At 45.6% G+C, this 23,831-nt stretch carries 19 protein-coding genes and 1 other annotated feature; of the genes, 14 read left to right on the top strand and 5 right to left on the bottom strand.

The window, feature by feature from the left end:
• Positions 1–12 precede the first annotated feature (12 nt).
• The gene (locus tag NV381_RS09685; RefSeq protein WP_258213077.1) at positions 13–807 is read left to right on the top strand and encodes a class I SAM-dependent DNA methyltransferase; all 795 of its coding nucleotides are present in this window, start codon (positions 13–15) and stop codon (positions 805–807) included.
• Between the two features lie 309 nt (positions 808–1,116).
• Positions 1,117–1,377 (top strand) — a binding site (T-box leader).
• Between the two features lie 83 nt (positions 1,378–1,460).
• Positions 1,461–3,911: a leucine--tRNA ligase gene (gene leuS / locus NV381_RS09680; RefSeq protein ID WP_258213076.1), complete on the top strand. Its 2,451-nt coding sequence runs from the start codon at positions 1,461–1,463 to the stop codon at positions 3,909–3,911.
• Positions 3,912–3,981: 70 nt separating this feature from the next.
• Here leuS and comER read toward each other — a convergent pair whose 3' ends face one another.
• Positions 3,982–4,815 carry a late competence protein ComER gene (gene comER / locus NV381_RS09675; protein ID WP_258213075.1) on the bottom strand — a complete coding sequence of 278 codons (834 nt, stop codon included), beginning with the start codon at positions 4,813–4,815 and terminating at the stop codon, positions 3,982–3,984.
• A gap of 128 nt (positions 4,816–4,943) precedes the next feature.
• On the opposite strand from comER, the gene NV381_RS09670 reads away from it, so the two are divergent.
• The 4 genes from NV381_RS09670 (at position 4,944) to NV381_RS09655 (ending at position 10,152) form a co-directional block, all read left to right on the top strand.
• A complete protein-coding gene (locus NV381_RS09670; RefSeq protein WP_258213271.1) occupies positions 4,944–5,468 on the top strand; it encodes a helix-hairpin-helix domain-containing protein in 525 nt (174 codons plus the stop codon).
• A 99-nt stretch (positions 5,469–5,567) separates the two neighbouring features.
• The gene (locus NV381_RS09665) at positions 5,568–6,860 is read left to right on the top strand and encodes a homocysteine synthase (RefSeq protein WP_258213074.1); all 1,293 of its coding nucleotides are present in this window, start codon (positions 5,568–5,570) and stop codon (positions 6,858–6,860) included.
• 16 nt (positions 6,861–6,876) lie between these two features.
• Positions 6,877–7,389, top strand: coding sequence for a deoxycytidylate deaminase (locus NV381_RS09660; protein ID WP_258213073.1), 513 nt, complete (start codon positions 6,877–6,879; stop codon positions 7,387–7,389).
• Between the two features lie 150 nt (positions 7,390–7,539).
• Positions 7,540–10,152 carry a DNA internalization-related competence protein ComEC/Rec2 gene (locus NV381_RS09655; RefSeq protein ID WP_258213072.1) on the top strand — a complete coding sequence of 871 codons (2,613 nt, stop codon included), beginning with the start codon at positions 7,540–7,542 and terminating at the stop codon, positions 10,150–10,152.
• A gap of 23 nt (positions 10,153–10,175) precedes the next feature.
• On the opposite strand, the gene NV381_RS09650 is transcribed toward NV381_RS09655, so the two are convergent.
• Entirely contained in the window at positions 10,176–10,613 is a 438-nt protein-coding gene (locus NV381_RS09650; protein ID WP_258213071.1) for a hypothetical protein, read from the bottom strand.
• Between the two features lie 237 nt (positions 10,614–10,850).
• Between NV381_RS09650 and NV381_RS09645 the strand changes: the two genes are divergently transcribed.
• The gene (locus NV381_RS09645; protein ID WP_258213070.1) at positions 10,851–11,768 is read left to right on the top strand and encodes an EamA family transporter; all 918 of its coding nucleotides are present in this window, start codon (positions 10,851–10,853) and stop codon (positions 11,766–11,768) included.
• A gap of 27 nt (positions 11,769–11,795) precedes the next feature.
• Positions 11,796–12,491, top strand: coding sequence for an S-layer homology domain-containing protein (locus tag NV381_RS09640; RefSeq protein ID WP_258213069.1), 696 nt, complete (start codon positions 11,796–11,798; stop codon positions 12,489–12,491).
• Positions 12,492–13,393: 902 nt separating this feature from the next.
• On the opposite strand, the gene NV381_RS09635 is transcribed toward NV381_RS09640, so the two are convergent.
• Complete coding sequence (locus tag NV381_RS09635; RefSeq protein WP_258213068.1) at positions 13,394–14,536, bottom strand: DUF2264 domain-containing protein; 1,143 nt, start codon at positions 14,534–14,536, stop codon at positions 13,394–13,396.
• Between the two features lie 293 nt (positions 14,537–14,829).
• Between NV381_RS09635 and NV381_RS09630 the strand changes: the two genes are divergently transcribed.
• From NV381_RS09630 to holA, 3 genes are all read left to right on the top strand, one after another.
• A complete protein-coding gene (locus tag NV381_RS09630; protein WP_258213067.1) occupies positions 14,830–15,387 on the top strand; it encodes an RNA polymerase sigma factor in 558 nt (185 codons plus the stop codon).
• A 112-nt stretch (positions 15,388–15,499) separates the two neighbouring features.
• A complete protein-coding gene (locus NV381_RS09625; RefSeq protein WP_258213066.1) occupies positions 15,500–16,879 on the top strand; it encodes an anti-sigma factor family protein in 1,380 nt (459 codons plus the stop codon).
• A gap of 615 nt (positions 16,880–17,494) precedes the next feature.
• A complete protein-coding gene (holA, locus tag NV381_RS09620; protein WP_258213065.1) occupies positions 17,495–18,514 on the top strand; it encodes a DNA polymerase III subunit delta in 1,020 nt (339 codons plus the stop codon).
• A 71-nt stretch (positions 18,515–18,585) separates the two neighbouring features.
• On the opposite strand, the gene rpsT is transcribed toward holA, so the two are convergent.
• On the bottom strand, positions 18,586–18,858 hold the full coding sequence (gene rpsT, locus NV381_RS09615) for a 30S ribosomal protein S20 (protein ID WP_258213064.1): 273 nt from the start codon (positions 18,856–18,858) through the stop codon (positions 18,586–18,588).
• A 192-nt stretch (positions 18,859–19,050) separates the two neighbouring features.
• Here rpsT and gpr point away from each other — a divergent pair, with 192 nt between their 5' ends.
• Positions 19,051–20,043: a GPR endopeptidase gene (gene gpr, locus NV381_RS09610; RefSeq protein WP_258213063.1), complete on the top strand. Its 993-nt coding sequence runs from the start codon at positions 19,051–19,053 to the stop codon at positions 20,041–20,043.
• Between the two features lie 77 nt (positions 20,044–20,120).
• Here the strand turns inward: gpr and NV381_RS09605 are convergent, their stop codons facing one another.
• On the bottom strand, positions 20,121–21,827 hold the full coding sequence (locus NV381_RS09605) for a methyl-accepting chemotaxis protein (RefSeq protein ID WP_258213062.1): 1,707 nt from the start codon (positions 21,825–21,827) through the stop codon (positions 20,121–20,123).
• Between the two features lie 219 nt (positions 21,828–22,046).
• On the opposite strand from NV381_RS09605, the gene NV381_RS09600 reads away from it, so the two are divergent.
• Both NV381_RS09600 and NV381_RS09595 read left to right on the top strand, forming a co-directional pair.
• Entirely contained in the window at positions 22,047–23,297 is a 1,251-nt protein-coding gene (locus NV381_RS09600) for a stage II sporulation protein P (RefSeq protein ID WP_258213061.1), read from the top strand.
• Positions 23,298–23,339: 42 nt separating this feature from the next.
• Positions 23,340–23,759: a hypothetical protein gene (locus NV381_RS09595; RefSeq protein ID WP_258213060.1), complete on the top strand. Its 420-nt coding sequence runs from the start codon at positions 23,340–23,342 to the stop codon at positions 23,757–23,759.
• Positions 23,760–23,831: the final 72 nt, after the last annotated feature.

Below are 23,831 nucleotides of genomic sequence, written 5' to 3'. Positions count from 1 at the left end.
TGCTGAAAAGCAATGGCTTATGATTTGTTTGCCTATCATTATGATCGTTTGATGGAGGACATGCCTTATGAGGAGTGGCTGGGTTTCTTAAGCCAATGCTGGGATAAGCACGGCCAGCCGCGCTCGATTGCCGATTTAGGATGCGGTACAGGCAGCATTGCCATTCCGTTAGCGCAGCAGGGATATGAGGTATATGGCATAGACCTGTCAGAGGATATGTTGGCAGTAGCGCAGAACAAATCGTTGGATGCGGAGCAGAGCCTTCCGTTTCCAGGTGCGGGCGGGGTGACTTGGCTTCAGCAGGATTTACGGGATTGGCAATTAATGCGTCCGGTGGATGCTGTCATTTCCTTATGTGATTGCTTCAATTATTTATTGGAGGAAGACGATGTCTCACAAGCGTTTGTACAAGCTTATTCCGGTTTAAAGGACGAAGGAGTATTCGTGTTTGACGTTCATACCCCTTTTCAGCTAAAGGCGTATGCACAGGAGCAGCCGTTTTTTCTTAACGAAGACGATATTGCCTATATTTGGACGAGTGAGCTGGATTTGGCGCGTTGTGAAATTGAGCATGCGCTTACGATTTTTGCAAAAGACAATGCCGCTGGTGCTGGAAGCATCGATGCTGTTGAGTCGAACCGATTCAGTAGGATCGATGAGTATCATGTGCAGCGAGCTTATCCGCTCGATTGGTTGAAGGAACAGCTGCTGGCAGCCGGATTCCGGGAGGTTGACTGTTACGCGGATTTTTTGTGGAAGCCGGTGACGGAAACGACGCAGCGAGCTTTTTTCGTAGCCCGAAAGTAGTTCTGCATGAACGATCTATTTCAGTGCTTTAGGATCAAACTCACGATGGTCAGTATAACTCCCCACAACGGAAGGGAAAGAATAATACCGTTAAATAATCCTGTCATGTTGAACACCTCTGCATACTGGGATAGGTTGGATGGATTAGTTGATCTATGGTTACATTCATTTTTTCCATATTATTCAGACCTTAATCAATCCGCCTGTATGCCAATCTTGAATAAGCTGCAAACGGCTCGCACAGCTCTAGTGATAGAAGGATACTTGACATGATTACCTGTTTTTACATATAATCGCTTTATATCATGACTAACGGCAGTGAAAAGAAGTAGTAGCTCAGATCCCCATTGTTCAGAGAGCCAGCGGTTCGGTGAGAGCTGGTACATGGTAAGAGTGAACTCGTCTTGGAGCCAGATGGTGAATACGCTTCTTGTTTAGAGGATTGAGTCTTTCTAAGCAGAGCGCTAACCGGATCGAATCCCCCGCGTTAAGGGGAAGAGTGAACTCGGGTAAAGCATGCCCGCAGTTAACTAGGGTGGTACCACGGGAAGCACGCCTCTCGTCCCTAGCCGTTGCGCTAGCGATGAGGGGCTTTTTTGTTGCCTAGGAATCGATTTTTGAATTTGTTGAACGAATAAGGGGGCATAACTGAAATGACACAAGAAGTTAAAGAACAGCAGGGCTATAGCCCACTGGTCATCGAACCGAAATGGCAAGCTTATTGGGAAAATAATAAATCATTTAAAGTGCTGGATGATGATAGCAAAAAGAAGTTTTACGCATTAGATATGTTTCCATACCCATCCGGAGCTGGATTGCATGTAGGCCATCCTGAAGGATACACAGCAACTGACATCGTTTCGCGGTTCAAAAGAATGCGCGGCTACAATGTTCTTCATCCGATGGGATGGGATGCGTTCGGTTTGCCTGCCGAGCAGCACGCACTTGATACGGGGCAGCATCCGCGGGATATTACATTTAAGAACATTGATAATTTCCGCCGCCAGATCAAATCGCTTGGCTTCTCTTACGATTGGGACCGTGAGGTCAGCACGACGGACCCGGATTACTACAAATGGACTCAGTGGATTTTTATCCAGCTCTATAATAAAGGACTTGCTTATGTCGATGAAGTAGCTGTGAACTGGTGTCCGGCATTGGGAACAGTACTTGCCAATGAAGAGGTTATCAACGGCTTGAGCGAGCGTGGCAACCATCCGGTTATTCGCAAGCCAATGCGTCAATGGGTTCTGCGCATTACACAGTACGCAGAGCGGCTTTTGGAGGATTTGGAGGAGCTTGATTGGTCTGAATCGATCAAGGATATGCAGCGCAACTGGATAGGGAAGTCGAAGGGAGCCGAGGTTGTATTCGAGATCGAGGGAACCGAAGGCGAAGGCTTGAAAGTATTTACTACTCGTCCCGATACACTGTTCGGAGCTACTTACTGCGTCATTGCTCCTGAGCATGAGCTGGTTGAGCGTATCACATCGCCTGAGCAGGCTGCTGCTGTTAAGGAATATCAGGAACAGGCTGCACGTAAAAGCGATCTAGAACGCACGGATTTAGCCAAAGATAAATCCGGAGTATTTACAGGCGCTTATGCCCTGAATCCGGTTAATGGCGCCAAAACCCCGATCTGGGTAGCTGATTACGTGCTTGCCGGGTACGGTACCGGTGCGATTATGGCCGTGCCTGCACATGATCAGCGTGACTGGGAGTTTGCCAAGAAGTTTGATATTGCCATCATCGAGGTTGTACAAGGCGGAGACGTAGCCAAGGAAGCCTATGCAGGGGATGGACAGCATATGAATTCAGGCTTGCTGAACGGATTGAACAATGAACAGGCGATTGCTGCAATGATTGAATGGCTGGAAGCCAATGACAAAGGGCAAGGGAAAGTAACCTACCGGTTGCGTGATTGGTTGTTCAGCCGTCAACGTTATTGGGGAGAGCCGATTCCAATTTTACATTTGGAAGACGGAACTATGAAAACTGTACCTGTGGATCAGCTGCCTTTGCTGCTGCCGGATGTCGACCAGATTGCACCTTCAGGCACAGGAGAGTCGCCGCTTGCCAACGTTACAGAGTGGGTTGAAACGATCGATACGGAAACAGGCATGAAGGCGCGCCGTGAAACGAATACGATGCCGCAATGGGCTGGAAGCTGCTGGTACTACTTGAGGTTCATCGATCCGAAAAACGATCAAGAGCTGTGCTCTCAAGAGCTGCAGAAGAAATGGCTGCCGGTTGACTTGTATATCGGTGGTGCCGAGCATGCGGTGCTTCACTTGCTGTATGCGCGCTTCTGGCACAAAGTGCTATATGATCTGGGAGTGGTATCGACCAAAGAGCCGTTCTACAAGCTGGTTAATCAGGGTATGATTCTGGGTGAAAATAACGAAAAAATGAGTAAATCCCGCGGCAATGTTATTAACCCTGACGTCATCGTGAATGAATTCGGTGCGGATACGCTGCGGATGTACGAAATGTTTATGGGCCCGTTAGAAGCTACTAAACCTTGGAATGTGAATGGCGTAGAAGGAACTCATCGCTTCTTAAGTCGGATATGGAGATTATTCGTTGGTGATGAGGGTCAACTGAATGCCAAAATCAGTGCCGATGAAACTTTAGGCAGTGAAGCATTCAAGCGTACCTGGCACCGCACAATCAAAAAAATTACGGAAGATTACGAAGCGCTTCGCTTCAACACCGTAATCAGCCAGTTGATGATTTTCATTAATGAGGCTTATAAAACAGATCGTCTGCCTAAAGAAGCCATGAACGACTTTGTTCAAATGCTTTCCCCTATCGCCCCTCATATCGCTGAAGAGCTGTGGGAGAAGCTGGGACATAAGGAATCTGTTACTTATGAAGCTTGGCCGGCATTCGATGAGGCCTGGACGGTCGATAACGAGGTTGAAATCGTGGTGCAGGTCAATGGGAAAATAGTTGAACGTGCGCTAGTTTCCAAAGATATGGATGAAGCTGCCTTAGAGGGTCTGGCTTTGGCCATGGATAAGGTTCAAGAAGCGATGGATGGCAAAAGTGTCCGTAAAGTCATTGCTGTAAAAGGCAAGCTGGTTAATATAGTCGTTGGGTAATCAATAAAAATAACCGCTCTGCTGCTATACAGGGCGGCGGTTCATACAGGAAAAGCGTGAAAGCATCACGTTATTCGACCTTCGTGCCGAAAAACCGGGCTTCCACCTTTTCCAAATCTTCTTCGTATTTGGCATGAGTTGTGTGGATCAGGTTGTTAAACAATCCGCACAGCTCTTTTTCCATCATATGGAGGCCTTCGGCTGTTATTCCTCCGGGGACTGCCACGCTTTTTTGCAAAGACTCCGGGGAGAAGCCGCCTGTGGTCAATAGCTTTCCGGTTCCAAGAGTCATTTCACTTGCTAGTTGAGTAGCTTCCTCTCTCGAAATACCGGTCTCCTCAACAGAAGCATCAATGAATTTTTGAATAAAAAAAGCTAGGAAAGCAGGACCGCAGCTGGAAAGATCGGAAGAAATGCGGGTATTCTCCTCAGATATGCGGATTGGCGCGCTGATATGAGAGAGCAGGTTTTCCAGCCGTTCAATGTCCTCATCAGCCATCCGGTCACTGTAGACGCAAAGTGTAGCTCCGCTGAATACAAAATTGGTTATGCTCGGAATAATTTTGGCGATTTTACTGCCTAGTAAGTCTTCTAGCTGCCGAATTAATACGGGGCTCGTAATGGATACAATAATTTGTTCCGGAGCAGCCTCATCTTTGATGTCGTCGATTACGGCTTTAAATTCCACAGGCTTGACACATAAAAAAAGAATATCGCAGTCACGGACGACGTCTATATTGGAACGGGCTACCTTTAGGCCCGAATAAGTTGCAGCCAATCGTTCCACTTTGGAGATTGTTCGGTTAGTCGCCACTATGTGCTCCGGATTCAAAGCTCCGGATTGGATGAACGCTTCTATGAGTATACTGCCCATGCTGCCAGTGCCTATGAATCCAACTCTCATGGCCATCCCTCCTGAATAAGTGAAGCCTTCTTAATCCCTATGATGATAGCGAGGTGATTATGACTTATTTCCTTTAAATGTAAGATGAAACAGCTGCAAATTTCGAGGGAGGGAATTTATTTTTGCGAGTGTCAGATGTCTGGGGTAACAAGATGCTGATAGTAGTATTGGGAGTAGTTGTGTCACTGACAGGGTGGTTCGGATATACGATATGGCAGAGCTCTATGCAGACGGCTTCTGAATGGAGGTCAGCTGATGATGAGATGCTCAAACTGCTTGCACAGCAAGCTGCTGCCAAGCAGAGCAAGCCGCAGGGAACGACAGATGGTCTAGCAAAAGACGGTCACCAGACCCAAGCAGCCTCTGAGAAGAGCGAATCGAAGCAGCTGGCGCCTGATCTGTCTAAGAAGGCTTCTAATGAAACGATAAAGAAGGAATCACTCAAGCCTGAAAGCATATTGAACTTAAATAAAGCTACAATGGATCAACTTACAACGCTTCCTGGTATAGGGGAAAGTAAAGCAAAAGCTATTATTGTGCACCGGGAACAGCTGGGGGGACGGTTCAAAACAGTCGAGCAGCTTCTTGACGTAAAGGGGATCGGAGACAAGGTGCTTGCCAAAATCAAGCCTTATCTTATAATAGATCCGTAACCGAATTAGAAGCGCTTTCGTTTTCCGGCTAAATGTGAGAAAATAGGATGGATAATTATTGTAATTTATTTTTCCTAAAAATGAGGGAGGCTTTTTTCAATGACGAACGAACGTAAGCTTGGCTTGGAAACATTAGCTGTTCATGCAGGACAAGAAATTGATCCAACTACAATGTCGCGTGCGGTGCCGTTATACCAAACGACTTCATACGGCTTCCGTGATACGGATCATGCCGCAAATTTATTTGCATTAAAGGAATTCGGGAACATTTATACACGCCTGATGAACCCTACAACAGATGTATTTGAGAAAAGGGTTGCTGCGTTGGAAGGAGCTCCGGCTGCACTTGCTACAGCATCAGGACAAGCTGCTATTACTTACTCCATTTTGAACATTGCGGAAGCAGGCGATGAGATCGTTTCTGCAGCCAGCATCTATGGCGGTACATATAATTTATTTTCTACAACATTGCCTAAGCTTGGCATTAAAGTAGCTTTTGTCGATCCGTCCGATCCGGAAAATTTCCGTAAGGCCATTACAGAGAAAACGAAAGCTTTGTATGCTGAATCCATTGGAAATCCGAAGGGCGATGTGTTAGATATTGCTGCTGTTGCTGCGATTGCCCATGAAAATGGCATTCCATTGATTATTGATAATACATTCCCGAGTCCTTACCTATGCCGCCCAACCGAGCATGGTGCAGATATCGTTGTTCATTCAGCGACCAAATTTATCGGAGGACATGGAACGTCAATCGGCGGCGTTATTGTGGACGGCGGCAAATTTGATTGGCAGGCAAGCGGCAAATTTCCAGGCCTGACAGAACCGGACCCAAGCTATCATGGGGTTGTATACACTACTGCAGTGGGACCGGTAGCCTACATAATTAAAGCAAGAGTTCAATTGCTGCGCGATATGGGGGCTACTATTTCTCCATTCAATTCCTTCCAACTGCTGCAAGGCTTGGAAACCTTGCATTTGCGTATGGAGCGTCACAGCTCTAATGCGTTGAAGGTAGCGCAATTCCTTGAAGCGCATGAATCTGTAGCAAGCGTGAGTTATGCTGGGCTGCCAAGCCATCCTTCCTACGAGCTTGCTCAAAAGTATTTGCCTAAAGGTCAAGGAGCGATTATGACCTTTGACATCAAGGGAGGCATCGAAGCGGGACGCAAGCTTATCAACAATGTGTCGTTGTTCTCGCATCTTGCCAATGTAGGGGATTCGAAGTCGCTGATCATCCATCCGGCAAGCACAACGCATGCGCAGTTGAGCGAGCAGGAGCAGGCAGCAGCCGGAGTATCTGCAGGAATGATTCGATTGTCGATTGGTACAGAATCGATTGATGATATTATTTATGACTTGAACCAAGCTATTCTAGCAAGCCAGAACTAAACGGAGTGTATACCTGATGACAACACGCAAAGACTGGGATACGTATTTTCTGGATATGGCATATATGGCTTCGACAAGATCGCGCTGTGGCCGCAGGCATGTAGGGGCCGTACTCGTTCAAGGGAAGAAGCTGCTCGGCGCAGCCTATAACGGAGCGCCAATGGGTGTGCCGGATTGCTCTGAAGCTGGCTGCATGCTGGTAGAGGAGTACGAGTTGGCCGATAAGGACGGAGCTGAACAGGTTGTAAAGAAGCAGCGCTGCATCCGTACGATTCATGCTGAACAGAATCTTCTGCTGTTCACGGACCCGAAGGATCGTGAGCGTTCGGTTGTTTATGTGACAGATCAGCCCTGCTGGACCTGCGCTAATATGCTGGCTAACAGCGGTATTAGCGAAATCGTGTACCATAGGCCTTACCCGAAGGACGGCGAAAAGGTTAAATCCTTAATGCAGCAAAAAGGGATCACCTTCCGTCGTCTGGAAACGTACGAGCCCCCGGTTGGAACGGTGACGGATGTACAGCATTAAAGTATAATTGCAGCGTGCTGACTGCTCCATAATCCGCGAACCATTTGTTCTATATATATGAAAATTTATCCATGAGGAAGAACCTCTTCACGCAATCGTAACGAATTGCGGGAGAGGTTCTTTTTGTTATAGCTGGAAAGGGGGACGCTTGTGAACCGTCGGCCTGTGGTTGCAGCGGCGCTGCTATGGGCAGCGGGTTATGTGCTTGCATACAACGTTCAATTGGATTGGCTGTCCTTGTACGTCAGTCTATTTACGGGAATTGCTGCAATTGGGATTTGGTTCATGCGTATGCCAGGCAGGACAGTTATGTGCAGCTTCCTTATTATTGTGATTGCTGCGGGTTATTATGAAGATTATGACCGTCATAATAAGACTAAATTGTCTATTTTCGTACAGGCAGCTGAGGAGCAAAAAGAGATTCCTTATGAGGTAGAAGGTCTGATAACTACAAAGGTTGATGTGGATGGAGATAAAGCTTCCTTTACCGTTCGCTCGGATAGTGATGAGGATGAGCTGATTGCAGTATCCGTAAAGCTGCTAAGCAAGAAAGAACAGGACATCGCTCTCACTTGGCAGCGGGGGGATCAGGTTGGCTTGAAGGGGGCCTTACAACTGCCGGGAGAGGCACGAAATTTCGGGGGCTTTGATTATCGCAGCTTTTTGCGGTTCAAGCATATTCATTGGCAGCTGCTCGTGAAAGGAGCGGATCAGGTTAAATTAGCCCAATCCAATCGATGGACCTGGGACACTGTAATGAGGTGGAATGATCAATTTAGAGAAATGCTTGGGGAGGGAATTGGTAGGGTTTTTCCAGGGAATCAAACGGGATTTATGAAGAGCATGCTGATTGGAGTGACGGATGATATGGATCCGCTGCAATTTCAGCAGTTTTCACAGCTCGGTTTGACTCATATTTTAGCGGTATCTGGTTTAAACGTAGCTATATTTTTGGCATGTTTATTATGGGTGATGCGTAGACTGCGGTTCACTAGAGAGACCTACTTGCTTACGGCTATCAGCTTGATGCCTTTTTATATTGCAGTAACTGGTGCGTCTCCGTCTATTATTCGAGCAGGTTTAATGGCGATGATAGCGTTGTATGCTGCATATAGGCATACTCTCAGGGATGGACTGCACACAGTGCTGCTGGTAGGACTCGGGATGTTGATATGGGAGCCATATTTTATGTTGGATGTGAGCTTTCAACTATCCTTTTTAGTAACCATTGGGCTAATCATAGGTGTGCCGCCTGTTAACAGTCTTTTGCCAATTCACTCTACGGTCTGGAAAAATGCTGTTTCAATCACACTTGTAGCGCAATGCATTTCATTTCCGGTTTCTATTTATTATTTCAATCAGTTTTCGCTGCTGTCATTCCTCGCTAACTTCTTCCTTGTGCCTGTGTTCAGTATGGTGACCATGCCGGGCGGAACAGCAGCTTTAATCCTAGGCTTCGCTTATGTGCCTGCTGGTAAAGTCGTTGCATGGCTAATAGCCTGGATAAACAGTCGGATATTTGATCTGGTGGACATGTCGAGTCGGTGGGATTGGTTTCAGACTATTTGGCCTACACCTGACATCGGATGGATTATTTGCTACTATGCAAGCTGGACAGCCATAGTTTGGTTTTTGCTCCAAATAAAGCGTAAAAAGAACGTGAAGCAAGGTCCAATGCTGTCGCTTGATCAATCCAGAAAGAGCAGCCATGAAATGCGAATACCAAATGCCGCTTCAATAGTTGGTTTGCCTATCTGTATTCTTTCGCTCTTGCTGCTGCTTGCCATCGCCTATAAGCCTGAGCTGTGGAACCGTGAAGGGAAGGTTGATTTTATCGATGTTGGGCAGGGGGACAGCATCATTATTACACCTCCTCATAGCCGTGAGGTTATATTAGTGGATGGAGGGGGCACAATTTCATTTCGCAAACCGGGAGATGAGTGGAAGCAGCGGAAAGATCCCTATGAGGTTGGCCGGAAGCTGCTGGTCCCATTGCTGAAGAAACGGGGCATTCAACGGATCGATTATTTGATTGTCACTCACCAAGATGCGGATCACATTGGAGGATTGCAAGCAGTAATAGAGCAAATACCGGTAAACAAGCTTATTTTCAATGGAACCTTCAAGCCGGGGCCTGGGGCGGAGAAGCTGTTCCAAACTGCTCTAGACAAACAGGTCAAGCTGGTTAAGGCTTATGCAGGAGATAGGCTTCAGGCAAATTCCGAAACGATTCTGCATGTGCTGGCCCCTGTAGCCCGGGATGGTGCCGGAGAGCTGCGGCTGGAAAAGGAGCAGAACGCGGAATCGGTTGTATTTATGATGGAAATGTCGGGGAGCAGGTGGCTATTTACCGGAGATATGGATCAGGCTTCAGAAGCAGCCGTATTACGTATGTTTGAGACAAATCGGAATCAAATAACAATCCCAAATTTTACAGCGCAAGCATACAGCACCTCCACTGCTCCGATTTCACTGCGGACCGCCGCCGCTGCTGCAACTGCAAACATAGATGTGTTAAAGATTGCTCATCACGGCAGTAAAACTTCAACAGGCACAGCCTGGCTTGATTTTTGGAAGCCTCGTATGGCGGTTATTAGCGTAGGCTTATACAACTCGTATGGTCATCCGAACCCGCAAGTTCTTGGACGCTTGGAGGAGCGGGATATGAGCATTTTGCGGACGGATAGGAACGGTGAGGTCCAGATGAGAGTCAGAGACGGTAAGATTCAGATTCGTACAAAGCTGAAAAGGAATGATGATTAAGCTCTTAATTTAAGTCTCACATTCTATTTTTGCCGCTGAAGCGAAGGACGAAATAATAAATGCCATAAATCCTCCCATGACTTCTTTTTGGGAGCTGGATGTCGTTGGGAACGGGTGACTCGAATGGACGGCTCATTTGCGGGATAAGCAGCTGTTTCTATACTATTACTCTTCATTTTATCGATTGGATTCGCCAGTTCTGCTGCTGCGGCAGCTTCAACTTGAACATGAGCAAGCTCTTCCAACTGGCGCTCTAATTCGGTCACACGATGATAGAGCTTGGCATTCTCCTGTCGAAGCTCCTTAATAAGCTCGTGCAGTAGCTTCATTGTGAGCTTCGGAAGTTTCGTTTGATCGGGATGTTCCGAAAGAGTGGTATCTTGGTTTACATACTTATTTTGATTATGGGAATCCGGCGAGATATGAAGCATCAATTCCTCATTAAGAATCACTTTTTGCATCGCGGGACTGGCCTCCTTTAATAATGAATTTGATGATGAGATATGAGTTTCATAGTATAGTTTCATAGTAAAGCAATGGTTCCAAGGATACTGTCGAAGCTCGCTGTCAAAATTGGCTAATTTATTGTACACGTATATTCCTTGAATAATCATAGGACATCTGTTATATTTCCTGATGTGAGTCTCCTAGGAGACCTCATGGGTGGGTGAGGGTTATAATTAAGAAGGATATGTGTTATGACATCAATGAAACGTTGGAAAGCTGTCTGGCTTGTATTGCTAGGCGCAGCTTCGTACGGCATTCTATCAACATTGGTTAAGCTTGGTTATCAGAACGGGTTTACACCAGCAGAGATTACAGGAAGTCAGAATTTGTTTGGATTTATCATGTTATGGTTGATTTGTTTGCCCCAGCTTCGCAAAATGAAAGGAATTACATTCGGAACGGTTCTGAAACTAATGTTTAGCGGAGCCTTTACAGGCTTGACAGGGTATTTTTATTATCTATCTTTACAGGTTCTGGATGCTTCGTTTGCGGTGCTGCTGTTATTTCAATTTACATGGATGGGAATGCTGCTAGGGTGGCTGTTGGATAAAAAAGCGCCTAACCGCTTTCAATGGTTGGCCATGATTTTTGTTTTAATTGGCACACTTCTATCCTCTGGCGTTCTTTCCGGGTCATGGGAGGGCGTTCATCTGGGTGGCGTTGTTCTGGGGTTGTTAGCCGCGGTTTGCTACACATTGTTTATTTGCTTCAGTGGCCGGGTTGCTACTCAATTTCCTCCATTGGTGCGAAGCACCTGGGTCGTGTCTGGAGCCATGACGATTGTACTTATTCTGATGCCCCCACAATTTCTATGGAACGGTTCGTTGGATAAGGGACTATGGTTTTGGGCTTGCCTGATGAGTTTGTTCGGTTTGATTTTGCCATCGTATTTTTTAGCCAAAGGAGCACCTTTTATTGAAACCGGATTAGCCTCTGTGCTTGGGGCGGTCGAACTGCCTGTTGTAATCGTATGCTCAGCACTGCTTCTCCAAGAAAGACAAGGCCCCTTGCAATGGATGGGAATCATTATTATTATAATTGGCATTTTTGTTTCCGAAAAAAAGACAGGCGGATCGCTTGCAAAAGTATCTGTAAACCCAAAAGGATAAACAATAATCAAAAAAAGAGGTGGCGGTATGTGGAGGCAAGCTATACTGGTGTTCCTATGCCTGGTACTTTCTTGTACTACTGGTTATAAGGCGACGTATGCTGCTCAATCGCAACCGAAGCCCAAAACATCAGCTGACTTCAGTGACCTCAAGGATATGGATGCTGCAATCAAGGTGAAAATAGACAGCTGGTTAGCTAAAGGATATATTGAGGGAATATCGGAGGAGCAGTTCGGGGTAAATGAGCCGATAAGTCGGGCCGAGTTCGCAAAGATTATTGCTCTTTCACTGAGATTAAAGATAGATCCTACATTGAATACGTCGAGTTTTAATGATGTATCGGTTAAGGATTCGGTCTACGGGTACGCTATTCCTTATATAGAAGCTGTCAGAAGAGCGAACATTACCGATGGAATAGGTAATAATCAGTTCAATCCTGACGGAATGCTGACTAGGGAACAGTTAGCGATATTTGTGATTCGCGGCTTAAATAAAGATGCGGATGCAGGGGAAACTATGGGAGTGGCCGATGAAACGGTTTCTCCATATGCCAAACAATATGTAGCTTTATTTATGAATTTGCTTCCTTTTCTACGTTCTGATGGGTCTTTTAATGGTACGTTACCTGCCAATCGTCGAATGCTACTGCTAAGTCTGGATTATCTCACAATAACGATTTGTGGCTGCGGTCCTTCGACCAAGCAAGTGGAGAACAGCATGTAACAGTTTTGATATTAAAAAACGGAAGGAGTTGTCCCAAAGGCCATTTTGGGACAGTCCAACCACCACTTTAACCTGTGGTCGACCGACGCCATGCAACGCCACACCGCACGCTGGGAGCTGCACGCGTGCCTTGAATATAGAGTTGCAAAAGAACCCTCAATTCCACTTTGATAGCTGGAGTGGATTTGAAGGTTCTTTTTGCACATTTATGGGACTCCATCGCTAACGTGCACCCTTTTGAGGCAGCTTCTACTTGGGTCTTCTTAGTGAAGACAGAGATGTGATCGCTATTCAATGCGTGCTAAGTTCGAGTATGGGCGTTCGGAGTTTGGTTTGGTTAGGTCATTGCATCGCAGCCTAGCGAACTTCACGGGAGCGTCAACCCGACGCAAATATCAGGAAAATGTCAGGTTAATTACTGCTAAAAATAGCGTTCCTGGCCCTCTAGCTGGAATTTCTCATGCTAATTCTATGGATTTTGGCTGATATCATCAGAATTACCTATTTTAGAGTTAGTTTTTCCAGTTAGATTGATTTCAAACGATATCCAGGCTGGATTAACATGAGGATTTCCATCTACCTCATTTCTTTCGGCAGCCGTCTGATATCCTGTGTTCCTCTAGAATGAAAAAAGGATTGATCAAGTCCAATATTTTCCATAAAGAGAAATAGTGTGCTTGGAAAGAAGATATGAGTAAAATTTCGGACTTACGAGGAAACGAGAGACGTTAACGTGCCCCAAGGGACTGAAGCTGATTTTTCATCGAGATAGTAAAGGAATAATAGATAGTGATATTAAAGTAAAGAGCTGCCCTTAAGTTGCTAAGCAACTTAAAGGCAGCTCTTTCGTATAAACTCTAAATGATATCAAACATCCCGCTATAGTTAACCGATTCACGGTACTAGTATAATGCTTTATCAATTGCGAAGCTTTGACCGCTCCATGCTTTCTGAGCTGTCCATGCGGCTTCTCCTTGCCAGAAAGGATCATCTGCAGGCAAGCCAAGAGGTAAAAATACCGCTGCGCACAAATATAAGCTGCCAGTCGATATATACGTTTCACCGACCTCAGGCTGGTGGCCGCAGAAGCCGATGGTCAGCCAGCCATTCTCATCGAAGGTGCCAGGCGCTTCAATCATTCGGCGTATGACTGCCGTCAAAGCACAGCGTACCTGAGCTGGCTCCAGGCTGGCTTCAAGCTGATGCTGGAGGGCTACCTGGCTTAGCAGTTGAAAAGCTCCGAAACGATAGGCCAGTGAGCGGCCAACAGCCGGGAACGTGCCTTCAGGCGAGATCAGGCGTTCCTGCTGAGTCGCGTAGCGTTGTGCTCGCTTAGTTACATTCTCTTTCATTCCGGCCCAGAAGGAATCTTCATGGCCTAGTGTATTAATGATATCAACCAGCATAGGTTGAATTACGAAGCTGTTATAGTAATCCGCGTGGAAGTCAGGGCCATCGCCATATATGCCGTCTCCTTTATACCAAAGCTCATGCTGCCTTAGAGCATAATCAACACGCATACGGTCCCAGTCCGTTCCTGCGCGGTACAAAGCAGCCTCAATCATTGCTGAAAACAGCAGCCAATTATTGTACCCTGGCTTTCGTGTCCGCGTTGCCTTCAATGCGTTAACAACATTATGCTGAACCCGAGGGTCAAGCTTTTCCCAAAGCTCTTGAGGAGCGCGTAGAATCGCATGGGCTAGAAAAGCCGCATCTACAATGGGCTGATACCCCTCTGAAAAATTCATAAAGTCCGGGGAGGATGGATCCGTTCCTGCATCGATAGACTGGCGCGCCCATTCCGCATAATGCTCGCGCAAACGGCCCTCTTCACCTTCACGGCTTCCTGTTTCAAGCCAAGGAGCCATTCCTGTCAGAAGTCTGCCCAGTGCTTCTAAATGAGTGAATAGGGGACGGTCATCCGTTTTTCCCTCAATAGGCATGGAGTCTTTTAAATTGCGGTTTGATAAATGATGAAGTACAGGCTGGGCAATTCTGCTCAGTGTATCAATCCAATATATGCGGTCTTCATTAGCTTGCGGCATGCAAGTTCCCTCCCGAATGTTTCGACAATAAAAGCTTCTTTTGACCATTTTATAACAAAATCAGACAGGAATCACTAGTGAACTTAACAATTATATTTGTGTAAATCTCCTTAGTTCTACAACTAGCGACATTTAATAAGTATTTGCCAATATGCTCCGTATATGTACCTTCTACTAAAAATTTGATATTCTAATAGAATAGTTAATATTAAAATGATTATATGAGTTGAAAATAGAGTGCAACATTATTGAATGAAGCAACGTTTATAAGGTTGCAAGAGAGGGGGATCTCAGTGGTAGCGCCAGAACTGATAAAGGCTGCCCAGTCGGGCGATCGCGACGCTCTAATTACCCTACTGCGAGAAATAGAAAATCATGTGTACCGGACTGCTTATTACATTCTGGGAAATGAGCAGGACGCTATGGATGCGGCACAGGAAGCATTAATACGTATTTATTCCAAAATTAATTCCTACGAAGAGAAAGCTCAGTTTAAAACATGGGTACAGCGGATTGTTACCAATTTATGCATTGATAAGTTCCGACGGACTAAGCCCACCGTTTCTATAGAACAACATGAGCTGAATTTTACTGCAAATAAAACAGTTGAAGATGAGGTTATGTCTGCGTATATTGCCCAAGATATTAGAGAGGCAATTGATAAGCTGCCGGAACATCATCGATCGGTCGTTGTGCTGCGGTATTTGCAGGATTTTTCCTACAACGAAATTGCCGAATCATTAGATTTGCCCATCAACACAGTCAAGTCTTATTTATTTAGGGCAAGGCAGCAATTACAAACGTTATTGCAGGATTACAAAAAGACCCGAAGCGATGTCATTCGCGGCTGAGCGGGAAATACCATTTTTGAATAGCCGTTCATGAATAATGGGGATTCTTGTTACTATGCTTCGTTATTGTATATGTCAGTTGTTGAATCGATCAGAAAGGTAGTGTGCGGGGATGAAGTGTCAAGAGGTGATCGAACTCATGCAGAGATACCTCGATCAGGATCTCGATGAAATGGAATATAATCAGATGCTAGGACATATGCAGCAATGCTCGGAATGCACGGAGCTGTTCCAACGGCTGGTTGCATTGTCTCATGAATTAGAGCAGCTGCCTAAAGTCACTCCGGCTTATAGTTTAGTAGATGCGATTATGCCTAAGCTGCAGCTTATTGATATGGGGATGCCAGTAGATGATGTTCCGTTGTCAGGGCACGCAGCGGCTCCGATTGCAGCTGATGCGAAGCTCGAAGATGATAACAAGTCGGATACAGAGCTAGTCAGTTGGCGTAAACGGATGCGTGGGCTGGTTTCCACACGAATTGTGGGCGGGGTAGTGGCTGCAGGTCTGGTTCTCGGATTTTTCGTCTTTGAACAACAGCAGCAGAGCGGCAGTATGAAAAACGCTGATGGGCTACTCTCCACCTCTGGTGCAGCGCAGCAAGAATCAGCGAATCAGCCTAAATCGGTTAATACGGATAAAAAGTCTGCAATCTCAGAATCCAAGTCCGATTCGCCGGCTGCAAGCTCGGCCAAGATTCCAGCGTCTCCAGCTAACAAAGAAATAAGCAAAGCGGATGATTCTGCTAAGAATGCGGCGAATACGGGATCAGATCCTAAGAAAGAAGCTTCTGTGCCGACGGAAGATAAGAGCAATAACGCGCAGCAGGGAATTCAGTCTCCGACCAAGGTTACGAGTGATGGAGGTAGTGTTCAGAATAATACTGGAGCAGCTAAGGAAGCTCCGGTACAGTCAGGCAAGGCTGAACAGGAAGCAGCGGCTGCTCAGCCTCAAGAAAAACAAGTCACGGCCATTGATCAGTATTCCCGTGCTTCAGAGCCATTAGGTGGTGTTCCAGAAGCTAACAACTCGGCCCAACAGGCTGTGCCTCCAGTAGATGCAGCCGGTGGTTCAGACGCGCACTCTTCAATGGCTATGGATTCGACTCCCAAGATATCACCAACTGTTCCTCCGGCGGCTTTAAAACAGGCTCCTGAACAGCCTAAAGCAGGATTTGCCGGACCCAATCCACAGCCTAATGTAACGGGTCTAACGGATGATATGGGAACTTCCAACTTTAGAAGCTCCATAGCCAATACATTGCCTTCTCCGGATGGGGTCTATACAGCTTTAGTTAATAGCGAACGACATGTTGTAATCGCAGATCAGCAGGGCAAAACAGTATTTACTACTAATCGTTCTGTTACTGAGAAGGATGTTGTCACTTTAGTGAAGTGGGAATCAGGAAGTATGCTGACTTATCAGATTAGTAATGACTCAGGAAAGACAATTTATGTCGTTAATGTGACAGAAAAGACAGATGTGAAAAAATAACCTGCTGTTTTATCAAAAAGAATTCACGTTCGCAGTTATTACTGCGTATGATAAACTACATTTCTTAAACGAGGTTCGTCGTATGACCATGTGAGGGCAGGTTTCTAGAGCCTATCTTCATGTGTTTATATAGATGGGTACCGTACAAAGAGGTTACGTTGAAACCGTATGGTTTTGACGTAATCTCTTTGTTGTTGTTGTTATAATATCAGAAAGCTGAGAACCGAAGGTTCGTTTTCTGATATTGCAACAAAAATTACCGCTAAAACACGAATGTATCTACGTTGAATAATCTTTGATCATGAATTTTTGTTATAATGTCAGAAAGTAAGGTCGATTCGTAGAATCGCTTTCTGACATTGCAACAAAACCAACCTCTAAAGCGCAGTCGCACATCATTGAATTGCATCGTTTGAGGTTTTGTTATAATATCAGAAAGCTAAGAACCGAAGTTTCGTTTTCTGATATTGCAACAAAAATTACCGCTAAAACACGAATGTATCTGCGTCGAATAATCTTCGATGATGAATTTTTGTTATAATGTCAGAAAGTAAGGTCGATTCGTAGAATCGCTTTTTTTGATGAAATCGCAGTTGGGAAGAGGCTGAGCCTAAAATGGATTACAAATCAACATTAAAGCAAATTCAAAAGGGTATATTTGCCCCTATCTACATATGTTACGGCGCTGAAAGTTATTTGATTCAAGAGCTGATCCATAAGCTGACAAACCAACTCATCGACCCAGAGCACAGAGCTTTTGCAGTGTCCAAGTATGATTTGACGGAAACCTCCGTGGATACCGTTATAGAAGAAGCTGAGACGCTTCCATTTATGGTTCCCAGCAAGCTGGTTATTGCGTCGAATGCACTATTTCTAACGGGTGCCAAAGAGAGCACAAAGGTGGAGCATAGGCTGGAGAGGTTAACCGATTATATGAAGTCGCCAGCCGATTTTACGGTTCTGGTGTTAACGGTGAGTGCGGATAAGCTTGATGAACGTAAAAAACTGGTGAAGTCGCTCAAGGAATCTGATTATCTGGTACCGTGCGCAACGCTGTCAGCCGATGAGTTGACCCAATGGGTTAAGCAGGGGGCGGAGAAGGCGGGGTTTACCTTTGCGCCAGGAGTGGAAGAGCAGTTTATTTTGTACACTGGTACAAGCCTAAATGCACTGTCCAGTGAGCTGGAGAAATGCGCGCTGTTTGCGGGGCGGGGGGGCGTTATAACAGCAGATGCTTTGGATCAGCTGGTGACGCGAAGCATTGAGCAAAATATATTTATTCTAATTGAGCATATCGTGCAGCTGCAGCTTGAAAAAGCCTTTACTATGCTGTCGGAGCTGCTGAGACGGAAGGAAGAACCGATCAAGATTATGGCGCTGATTGCCAGACAATTCCGCATCATGTTTCAAGTGAAGGATTTGCAGCAGCAGGGTTATTCTCAGCAGCAAATGGCATCGCAGCTAGGACTGCATCCTTATGCTGTTAAGATTGCCTCAGGGCAATCGAATCGATTCGAGCTAAAACGATTGGCTGATATTTTGGGGCAGCTGGCTGACTTGGACTATCAGATGAAGAGCGGGAAGATCGATAAAGCGCTGGGTTTGGAAATGTTTTTGCTGCGGTTAATTGCTTAAACTTAGACAGGACAGCTGAACAACAAAAAAAGGACCGTTTCCCCGAGAGGAAATCGATCCTTTTTTTCGCATTACGCCTGAGCAGAAATCAGGTTCAGCTTTTTCGCTAAGCGAGATTTTTTGCGGGCAGCGGCATTTTTATGGATTAAACCTTTGGTCGCTGCTTTATCCAGCTTTTTGCTGGCAGTGACTAGGGCTGCTTTTGCAGTGTCCACATTGCTGCTGGCTGCAGCAGTTTCAAAACTTTTTACTGCAGTGCGAAGAGCGGATTTGTGAGATGCATTGATCATACGACGCTTTTCATTTACTTTTACTCTTTTAATTGCGGATTTAATGTTCGGCATTGACGTTCACCTCCTACTACAACTTACATTAAAGCATATAGTTTTCATTTTGTTGACAACTCTAGATATTCTAACACGCCATATATCAAAATGCAATAGAGTCACTAAGACGGTTCTAACAATACTTTGCATAAGCCGCTTTGCTTTATCACACACTAAATGAGCATGCTTATGCTGAAAGGAGATGGCACGATGGATTTAAGCAATTATTCCGTTCGGACCGACCTGGCTTTAGAGGCTCATAATCTGGCCTCCCCAGCCGGTGAAGTAATTCCCGGCGTACTTACGTCATCGGAAAATATAGATGGCATTCGGATCAGTAAAACCGACATAACCACCCAGGAGGGAGCCCTTGCTATAGGCAAGCTCCCTGGTCATTATATCACAATAGAGGTACCGGAATTACGGAAGAAGGACAGTAATCTGCAGGACAGGGTTGCTACGGTGTTTGCAAGGGAGTTCGAGGCTTTTTTAGCCAAGCTTAACATAAGCCCGATGGGGAAGGTACTTATAATAGGGTTAGGCAACTGGAATGTGACACCCGATGCATTAGGTCCGATAGTTGTAGAAAATGTAATGGTCACCCGTCATTATTTTGAACTGATGCCTGGCGAGGTGAGTCCTGGATATCGTCCGGTAAGTGCTGTTGCTCCCGGTGTATTGGGAACGACTGGAATCGAGACGGGAGAAATAGTACAAGGAATCGTGGAGAAGTCAAAACCGGATTTAGTTATTGCTATCGATGCGCTCGCTTCTAGATCACTTGAAAGGGTCAATACAACCATTCAAATCGCGGATACAGGAATCCATCCGGGATCTGGTATTGGAAACAAGCGTAAAGGCCTAACAATTGATACATTAGGAGTACCTGTCATTGCAATTGGCGTACCGACGGTAGTGTATGCCTCTACTATCGTCAATAACACGATTGATATGATGCGGACGCACTTTCAACAGCAAACCGCCAATACGGCACAAATTCTCGGGCTTCTGGATGATATGGAGGAGCAGGAGAGACTTGAGCTGGTAAGGGAAGTGCTAAGCCCCATTGGCCATGACCTGCTTGTTACACCAAAGGAAATTGACGAGTTCATCGAGGATGTCGCTAATATCATCGCGAGCGGTCTGAATGCAGCCTTACATGAGGCAGTGGATGTAGATAACGTATCGGCCTACACCCATTAATTACAGGTTGTACAAAAAAGGCATTAATCCGACTGTAGGTGCAGCCGTGATTAATGCCTTTTTATTTGTATGCAGCTTCAGGTTTGAAAACGTCTAATCAATTGGGTCAAGTCCTCGGCCATGTGAGAAAGATGCGAAGAGGATGTAGCGACTTCCTCCATGGAGGCAAGCTGTTGTTGTGTTGCTGCGGAAACATTTTGCGCACCAGCTGCAGTGCCTTCCGTTATCGCTACGATTTCTGCGATTGCGGTTACTATCTGCTCGCTATTTTGCGAAATCAGCTGCAGTGACCCGTAAACGTTATTGATGCGCACATTTACTTCGCCAACCGCTGAAGAAATTTCCTCGAACGAACTTCCGGCAAATTGAACAGCTTCCAATCCTGCAGTAATTCCTGCGGCTACTTCGGTCATGCTTTTCGCCGCGGCAGCTGTTTCCTCCTGCACGGTTAAAATAATTTGCTCAACCTGCTGAGAAGAATGTGAGCTCTGTTCAGCCAGTTTACGAACCTCAGTGGCAACTACAGCGAAACCTTTGCCGTTTTCACCGGCTCTTGCAGCTTCTATACCAGCATTAAGCGCCAAAAGGTTGGTCTGAACGGCTATCGTAGTTATGACCTTGTTCATTTCTCCAATTTCATTGGATCGCTGAACTAAACGTTGAATGATCGCACTCATTTTATCGATCGTTTTATGAATAGAATCCATTTGTTGAATGGCGGATTGAACGGTCTCACTCCCAGCAGTCGCTGTTTGCGAAGCTTTCATAGACGCTCCAACTACATGATTGGTGTGCTCGGAAATTTGATTAACGCTCTCACTCATTGTATTTACGGCTTCAGCTGTTTCATTTACACTGCGGACTTGCTTTTCGCTGTCTGAGGCCATGATCTGAATGGTTTCGGCAATATGCTGTGTCGCTTGACTTGTTTGCTCTGCGCTGGCTGTTAGCTGCTCTGTTGAAGCAGACACTTGAATGGCATGATCTCCAACCTCATGGATAATTTGTTGTAAACTTTTGATCATTTCACCGAAACTTGTGCTTAATCTGCCGATCTCATCTCTGGAATCAATACGGATGCTGACAGTTAAATCGCCTTGGGCAACTTTTTCTGTAGCTTCTACCAGCCTCGAGATTGGTTTGGTAAGCATACGGGTTATCACAAAGACGGACAATGATCCGATCAGGACAGCAAGAGGCAAGACAAGGAGCAGGATACGGATATCTTTAGCTATCGTGTCCTGTAGTAAATCACTTAGTACAGCCATCTCGCACCTGTTAGATTCATTTATCGAGTCGATGGTACTGAATAGTAATTTTTTATGCTGATCGCTTTCGTCATCGAGCTTTTTATAGGTGGTTTTGAGCTCAGCGGAGGATAGGGCATTACGTTTATTAAATACCGCTTCGATTTTGTCAAAAATAGCCAGGTACGCATCGGTCGATGTTTTCAATTGAGCTGCCCACTTTTTCTCCTCATCCGTATTTACACTCTCTGTCAGCGCTTTCAATTGTTTTTTGATACTTTCTGTTTCTTCGCGGTAATTTTGGATCGATTCCTGATTCTCATTAATGATTAGATCGGCTTGGTGGCTGTATAGAATTCCGATTGTGCTTTCAAACCTTAATGCCAGCTTCTCGTCCTCTGAGCTTGCAAGCTGTTTTTTGGACAACTCGTTTATCGTGTTCAATTCGGTGTAGTTATACGCGACGATCCCTCCAAAGAGCAAGATTAACAGACCAAAGCTCAAAAGTAATTTCCATTTCAAAGACAAGTTTCTCATAGAGGTCCCCCCGGAATTTTAGTGATTATAGTCTTTAAGAAAACTATCGGAATATAGCAAATAAAGTATTAGATGAGTTTGGTTCTATCTTCTAGTAAATACTCATAGATTTGATACTAGCGGTCGGTGGTCAGTTATTTCGGTAGATAGTCTGATAGATGGCTCAGCCTTATGCTTACGAAGTAAGTTTTCTAACGAAAACTCTCAGGAGGAATGCGCATGAAATGGACAGCAGTGACTATTAATGTGAACAAATATCGTAAAGCTGGGCAGGATTTGGGTATTTATTTTCGGGTAATAACGGCTCTTGTGACAGGTTGTTTGCTGTTTTTTATAGCACTTGGATTGCTTGGGTATGCTCAAACGAAAATGAATAATTCCGCACCTGTTTCGTCTATGAAGGGGTTGGCTTCGTCGGTATCGAGTCGTTTTTTTATGGATATGATGGGAATGGAAGTGCCTTATATGCAGACAGACCGTCAGACGTTTACGTTTTCACAGTCCAATGTATCGGGATTTCTATTTTCGTTGCTCACAGACTTGAATTGGAAGGACCCGAAAACTTTCATAGCCAGAGAAATGCCCGGTTTGGCTCAAGACCGCTCGGTAGTATTGCGAAGCAGCGCAGCTACAGGTGAGGATGGGCCGGAGGATTATGGTCCGAAGGGGGATGTCATTCCGAAGAATGGCGAAGGTGGCGAGGGTTCTATAACAGCGAATCCGACGGCTCCGCCTGAAACGAACGATACGACGCATGGGCCTCAAATCCCGACTGCACAGCCTCCGAGAATGGCGGGACGTAATGTGGCCTTCATCTATCAATCCCATAATCAGGAGTCCTATTTGCCGGAGCTTGATGGGGTGAAGGATCCCGATAAAGCTTATGATCCGAAAAAAAATGTAACGTTAGTGGGTCTGAGACTGGCGCAAATGCTGGAGAAGGAAGGTATAGGAGCCGTTCATTCGGATAAAAACTATCCGGCTATCGAGAAAAGCTTCAATTACTATTATTCTTATAAATACTCTCTCAAAACATTGCAAGAAGCCAGTGCCTCCCATCCGGATCTAAAATTTTATTTTGATATTCATAGAGATTCACAGCGGAGAAGTAAGACGACCGTAGAGATTAACGGCAAAGATTATGCGCAAGTCTACTTTGTTATTGGCGGTAAAAATGCGAATTGGAAAGAAAACGAACAATTTGCTTCAGATATCCATCACGCACTGGAAAGTAAATACCCGGGTATTTCTAAAGGCTCCTTTGCTAAAGCGGCAGAAGGGAACGGGGTGTATAATCAAAATTTTTCGCCCAATAGTGTGCTGATAGAGGTTGGAGGCGTGGACAATTCCTTGGAGGAATGCTACAGAACCGTTGACCTGTTGGCTGAGGCGATTTCAGAAGTGGTGCTTAATGTGCAAAAAGTGGATGGAACACCTGCCGGAGCCAAAGACGGTAAAAAGCAAAATTAATTGCAAAAAAAAGAACGAAATCGTTCTGGGGGCGCTTAAGGGATGAGAAATAATTTTTATATCAAGCTGCTGCTGATAGTGCTGGGAATGGGATTTTGTATCTTTTTCGGGGTTGACTTAGCTACCCGCGGTGTTGAACGTATTCAGGGACCGATTGTAAAAGCGGCTCCAGAGTCAGGCGGCGTCCGTTTATGGCCGCAAGCGGAGAAGCCTCAGGATTCGAAAGCGGGTGGCGTAACAGTGGGGCCGAACGGAAGCAAGGCTGCCGGTACAGCTGGAACGACACAGGCAGCAGAAGGAAAAGGAAAAAAAGAGCCCAAGGAGGAAACGGAGCCAAAAGCCGAAATAAACGAAACCTCAGGCATTGCCAGGCTTGGGAATAAAGTCGGGGAGCTGCTGCAAATTATTGCCTACCATGGGATCCGCCTCGTCGTTTCCTTGTTCGAAATGGTTACCGGATAACCTTGCATTGATGCCTTCACTCACAACTGCTATAATTAGAGGTATTGTAAATTTGTAGGTTAGTGAGGGTCA

Origin of the sequence: Paenibacillus radicis (ex Xue et al. 2023) (assembly GCF_024722015.1) — a bacterium.
GTDB lineage: Bacteria > Bacillota > Bacilli > Paenibacillales > NBRC-103111 > Paenibacillus_S.
The sequence above is the reverse complement of the archived record's forward strand: the minus strand, read 5'-3'. Positions and strand labels throughout refer to the sequence as shown.

Bases quoted from the DNA above. Each gene is read 5' to 3' on its own strand.
- NV381_RS09595 (WP_258213060.1), top strand. From the start codon at position 23,340: ATGAGAAATAATTTTTATATCAAGCTGCTGCTGATAGTGCTGGGAATG.
- leuS (WP_258213076.1), top strand. From the start codon at position 1,461: ATGACACAAGAAGTTAAAGAACAGCAGGGCTATAGCCCACTGGTCATC.
- NV381_RS09660 (WP_258213073.1), top strand. From the start codon at position 6,877: ATGACAACACGCAAAGACTGGGATACGTATTTTCTGGATATGGCATAT.
- NV381_RS09665 (WP_258213074.1), top strand. From the start codon at position 5,568: ATGACGAACGAACGTAAGCTTGGCTTGGAAACATTAGCTGTTCATGCA.
- NV381_RS09640 (WP_258213069.1), top strand. From the start codon at position 11,796: ATGTGGAGGCAAGCTATACTGGTGTTCCTATGCCTGGTACTTTCTTGT.
- NV381_RS09635 (WP_258213068.1), bottom strand. From the start codon at position 14,536: ATGCCGCAAGCTAATGAAGACCGCATATATTGGATTGATACACTGAGC.
- NV381_RS09625 (WP_258213066.1), top strand. From the start codon at position 15,500: ATGAAGTGTCAAGAGGTGATCGAACTCATGCAGAGATACCTCGATCAG.
- rpsT (WP_258213064.1), bottom strand. From the start codon at position 18,858: ATGCCGAACATTAAATCCGCAATTAAAAGAGTAAAAGTAAATGAAAAG.
- comER (WP_258213075.1), bottom strand. From the start codon at position 4,815: ATGAGAGTTGGATTCATAGGCACTGGCAGCATGGGCAGTATACTCATA.
- gpr (WP_258213063.1), top strand. From the start codon at position 19,051: ATGGATTTAAGCAATTATTCCGTTCGGACCGACCTGGCTTTAGAGGCT.
- NV381_RS09605 (WP_258213062.1), bottom strand. From the start codon at position 21,827: ATGAGAAACTTGTCTTTGAAATGGAAATTACTTTTGAGCTTTGGTCTG.
- holA (WP_258213065.1), top strand. From the start codon at position 17,495: ATGGATTACAAATCAACATTAAAGCAAATTCAAAAGGGTATATTTGCC.
- NV381_RS09600 (WP_258213061.1), top strand. From the start codon at position 22,047: ATGAAATGGACAGCAGTGACTATTAATGTGAACAAATATCGTAAAGCT.
- NV381_RS09645 (WP_258213070.1), top strand. From the start codon at position 10,851: ATGACATCAATGAAACGTTGGAAAGCTGTCTGGCTTGTATTGCTAGGC.
- NV381_RS09650 (WP_258213071.1), bottom strand. From the start codon at position 10,613: ATGCAAAAAGTGATTCTTAATGAGGAATTGATGCTTCATATCTCGCCG.
- NV381_RS09685 (WP_258213077.1), top strand. From the start codon at position 13: ATGGCTTATGATTTGTTTGCCTATCATTATGATCGTTTGATGGAGGAC.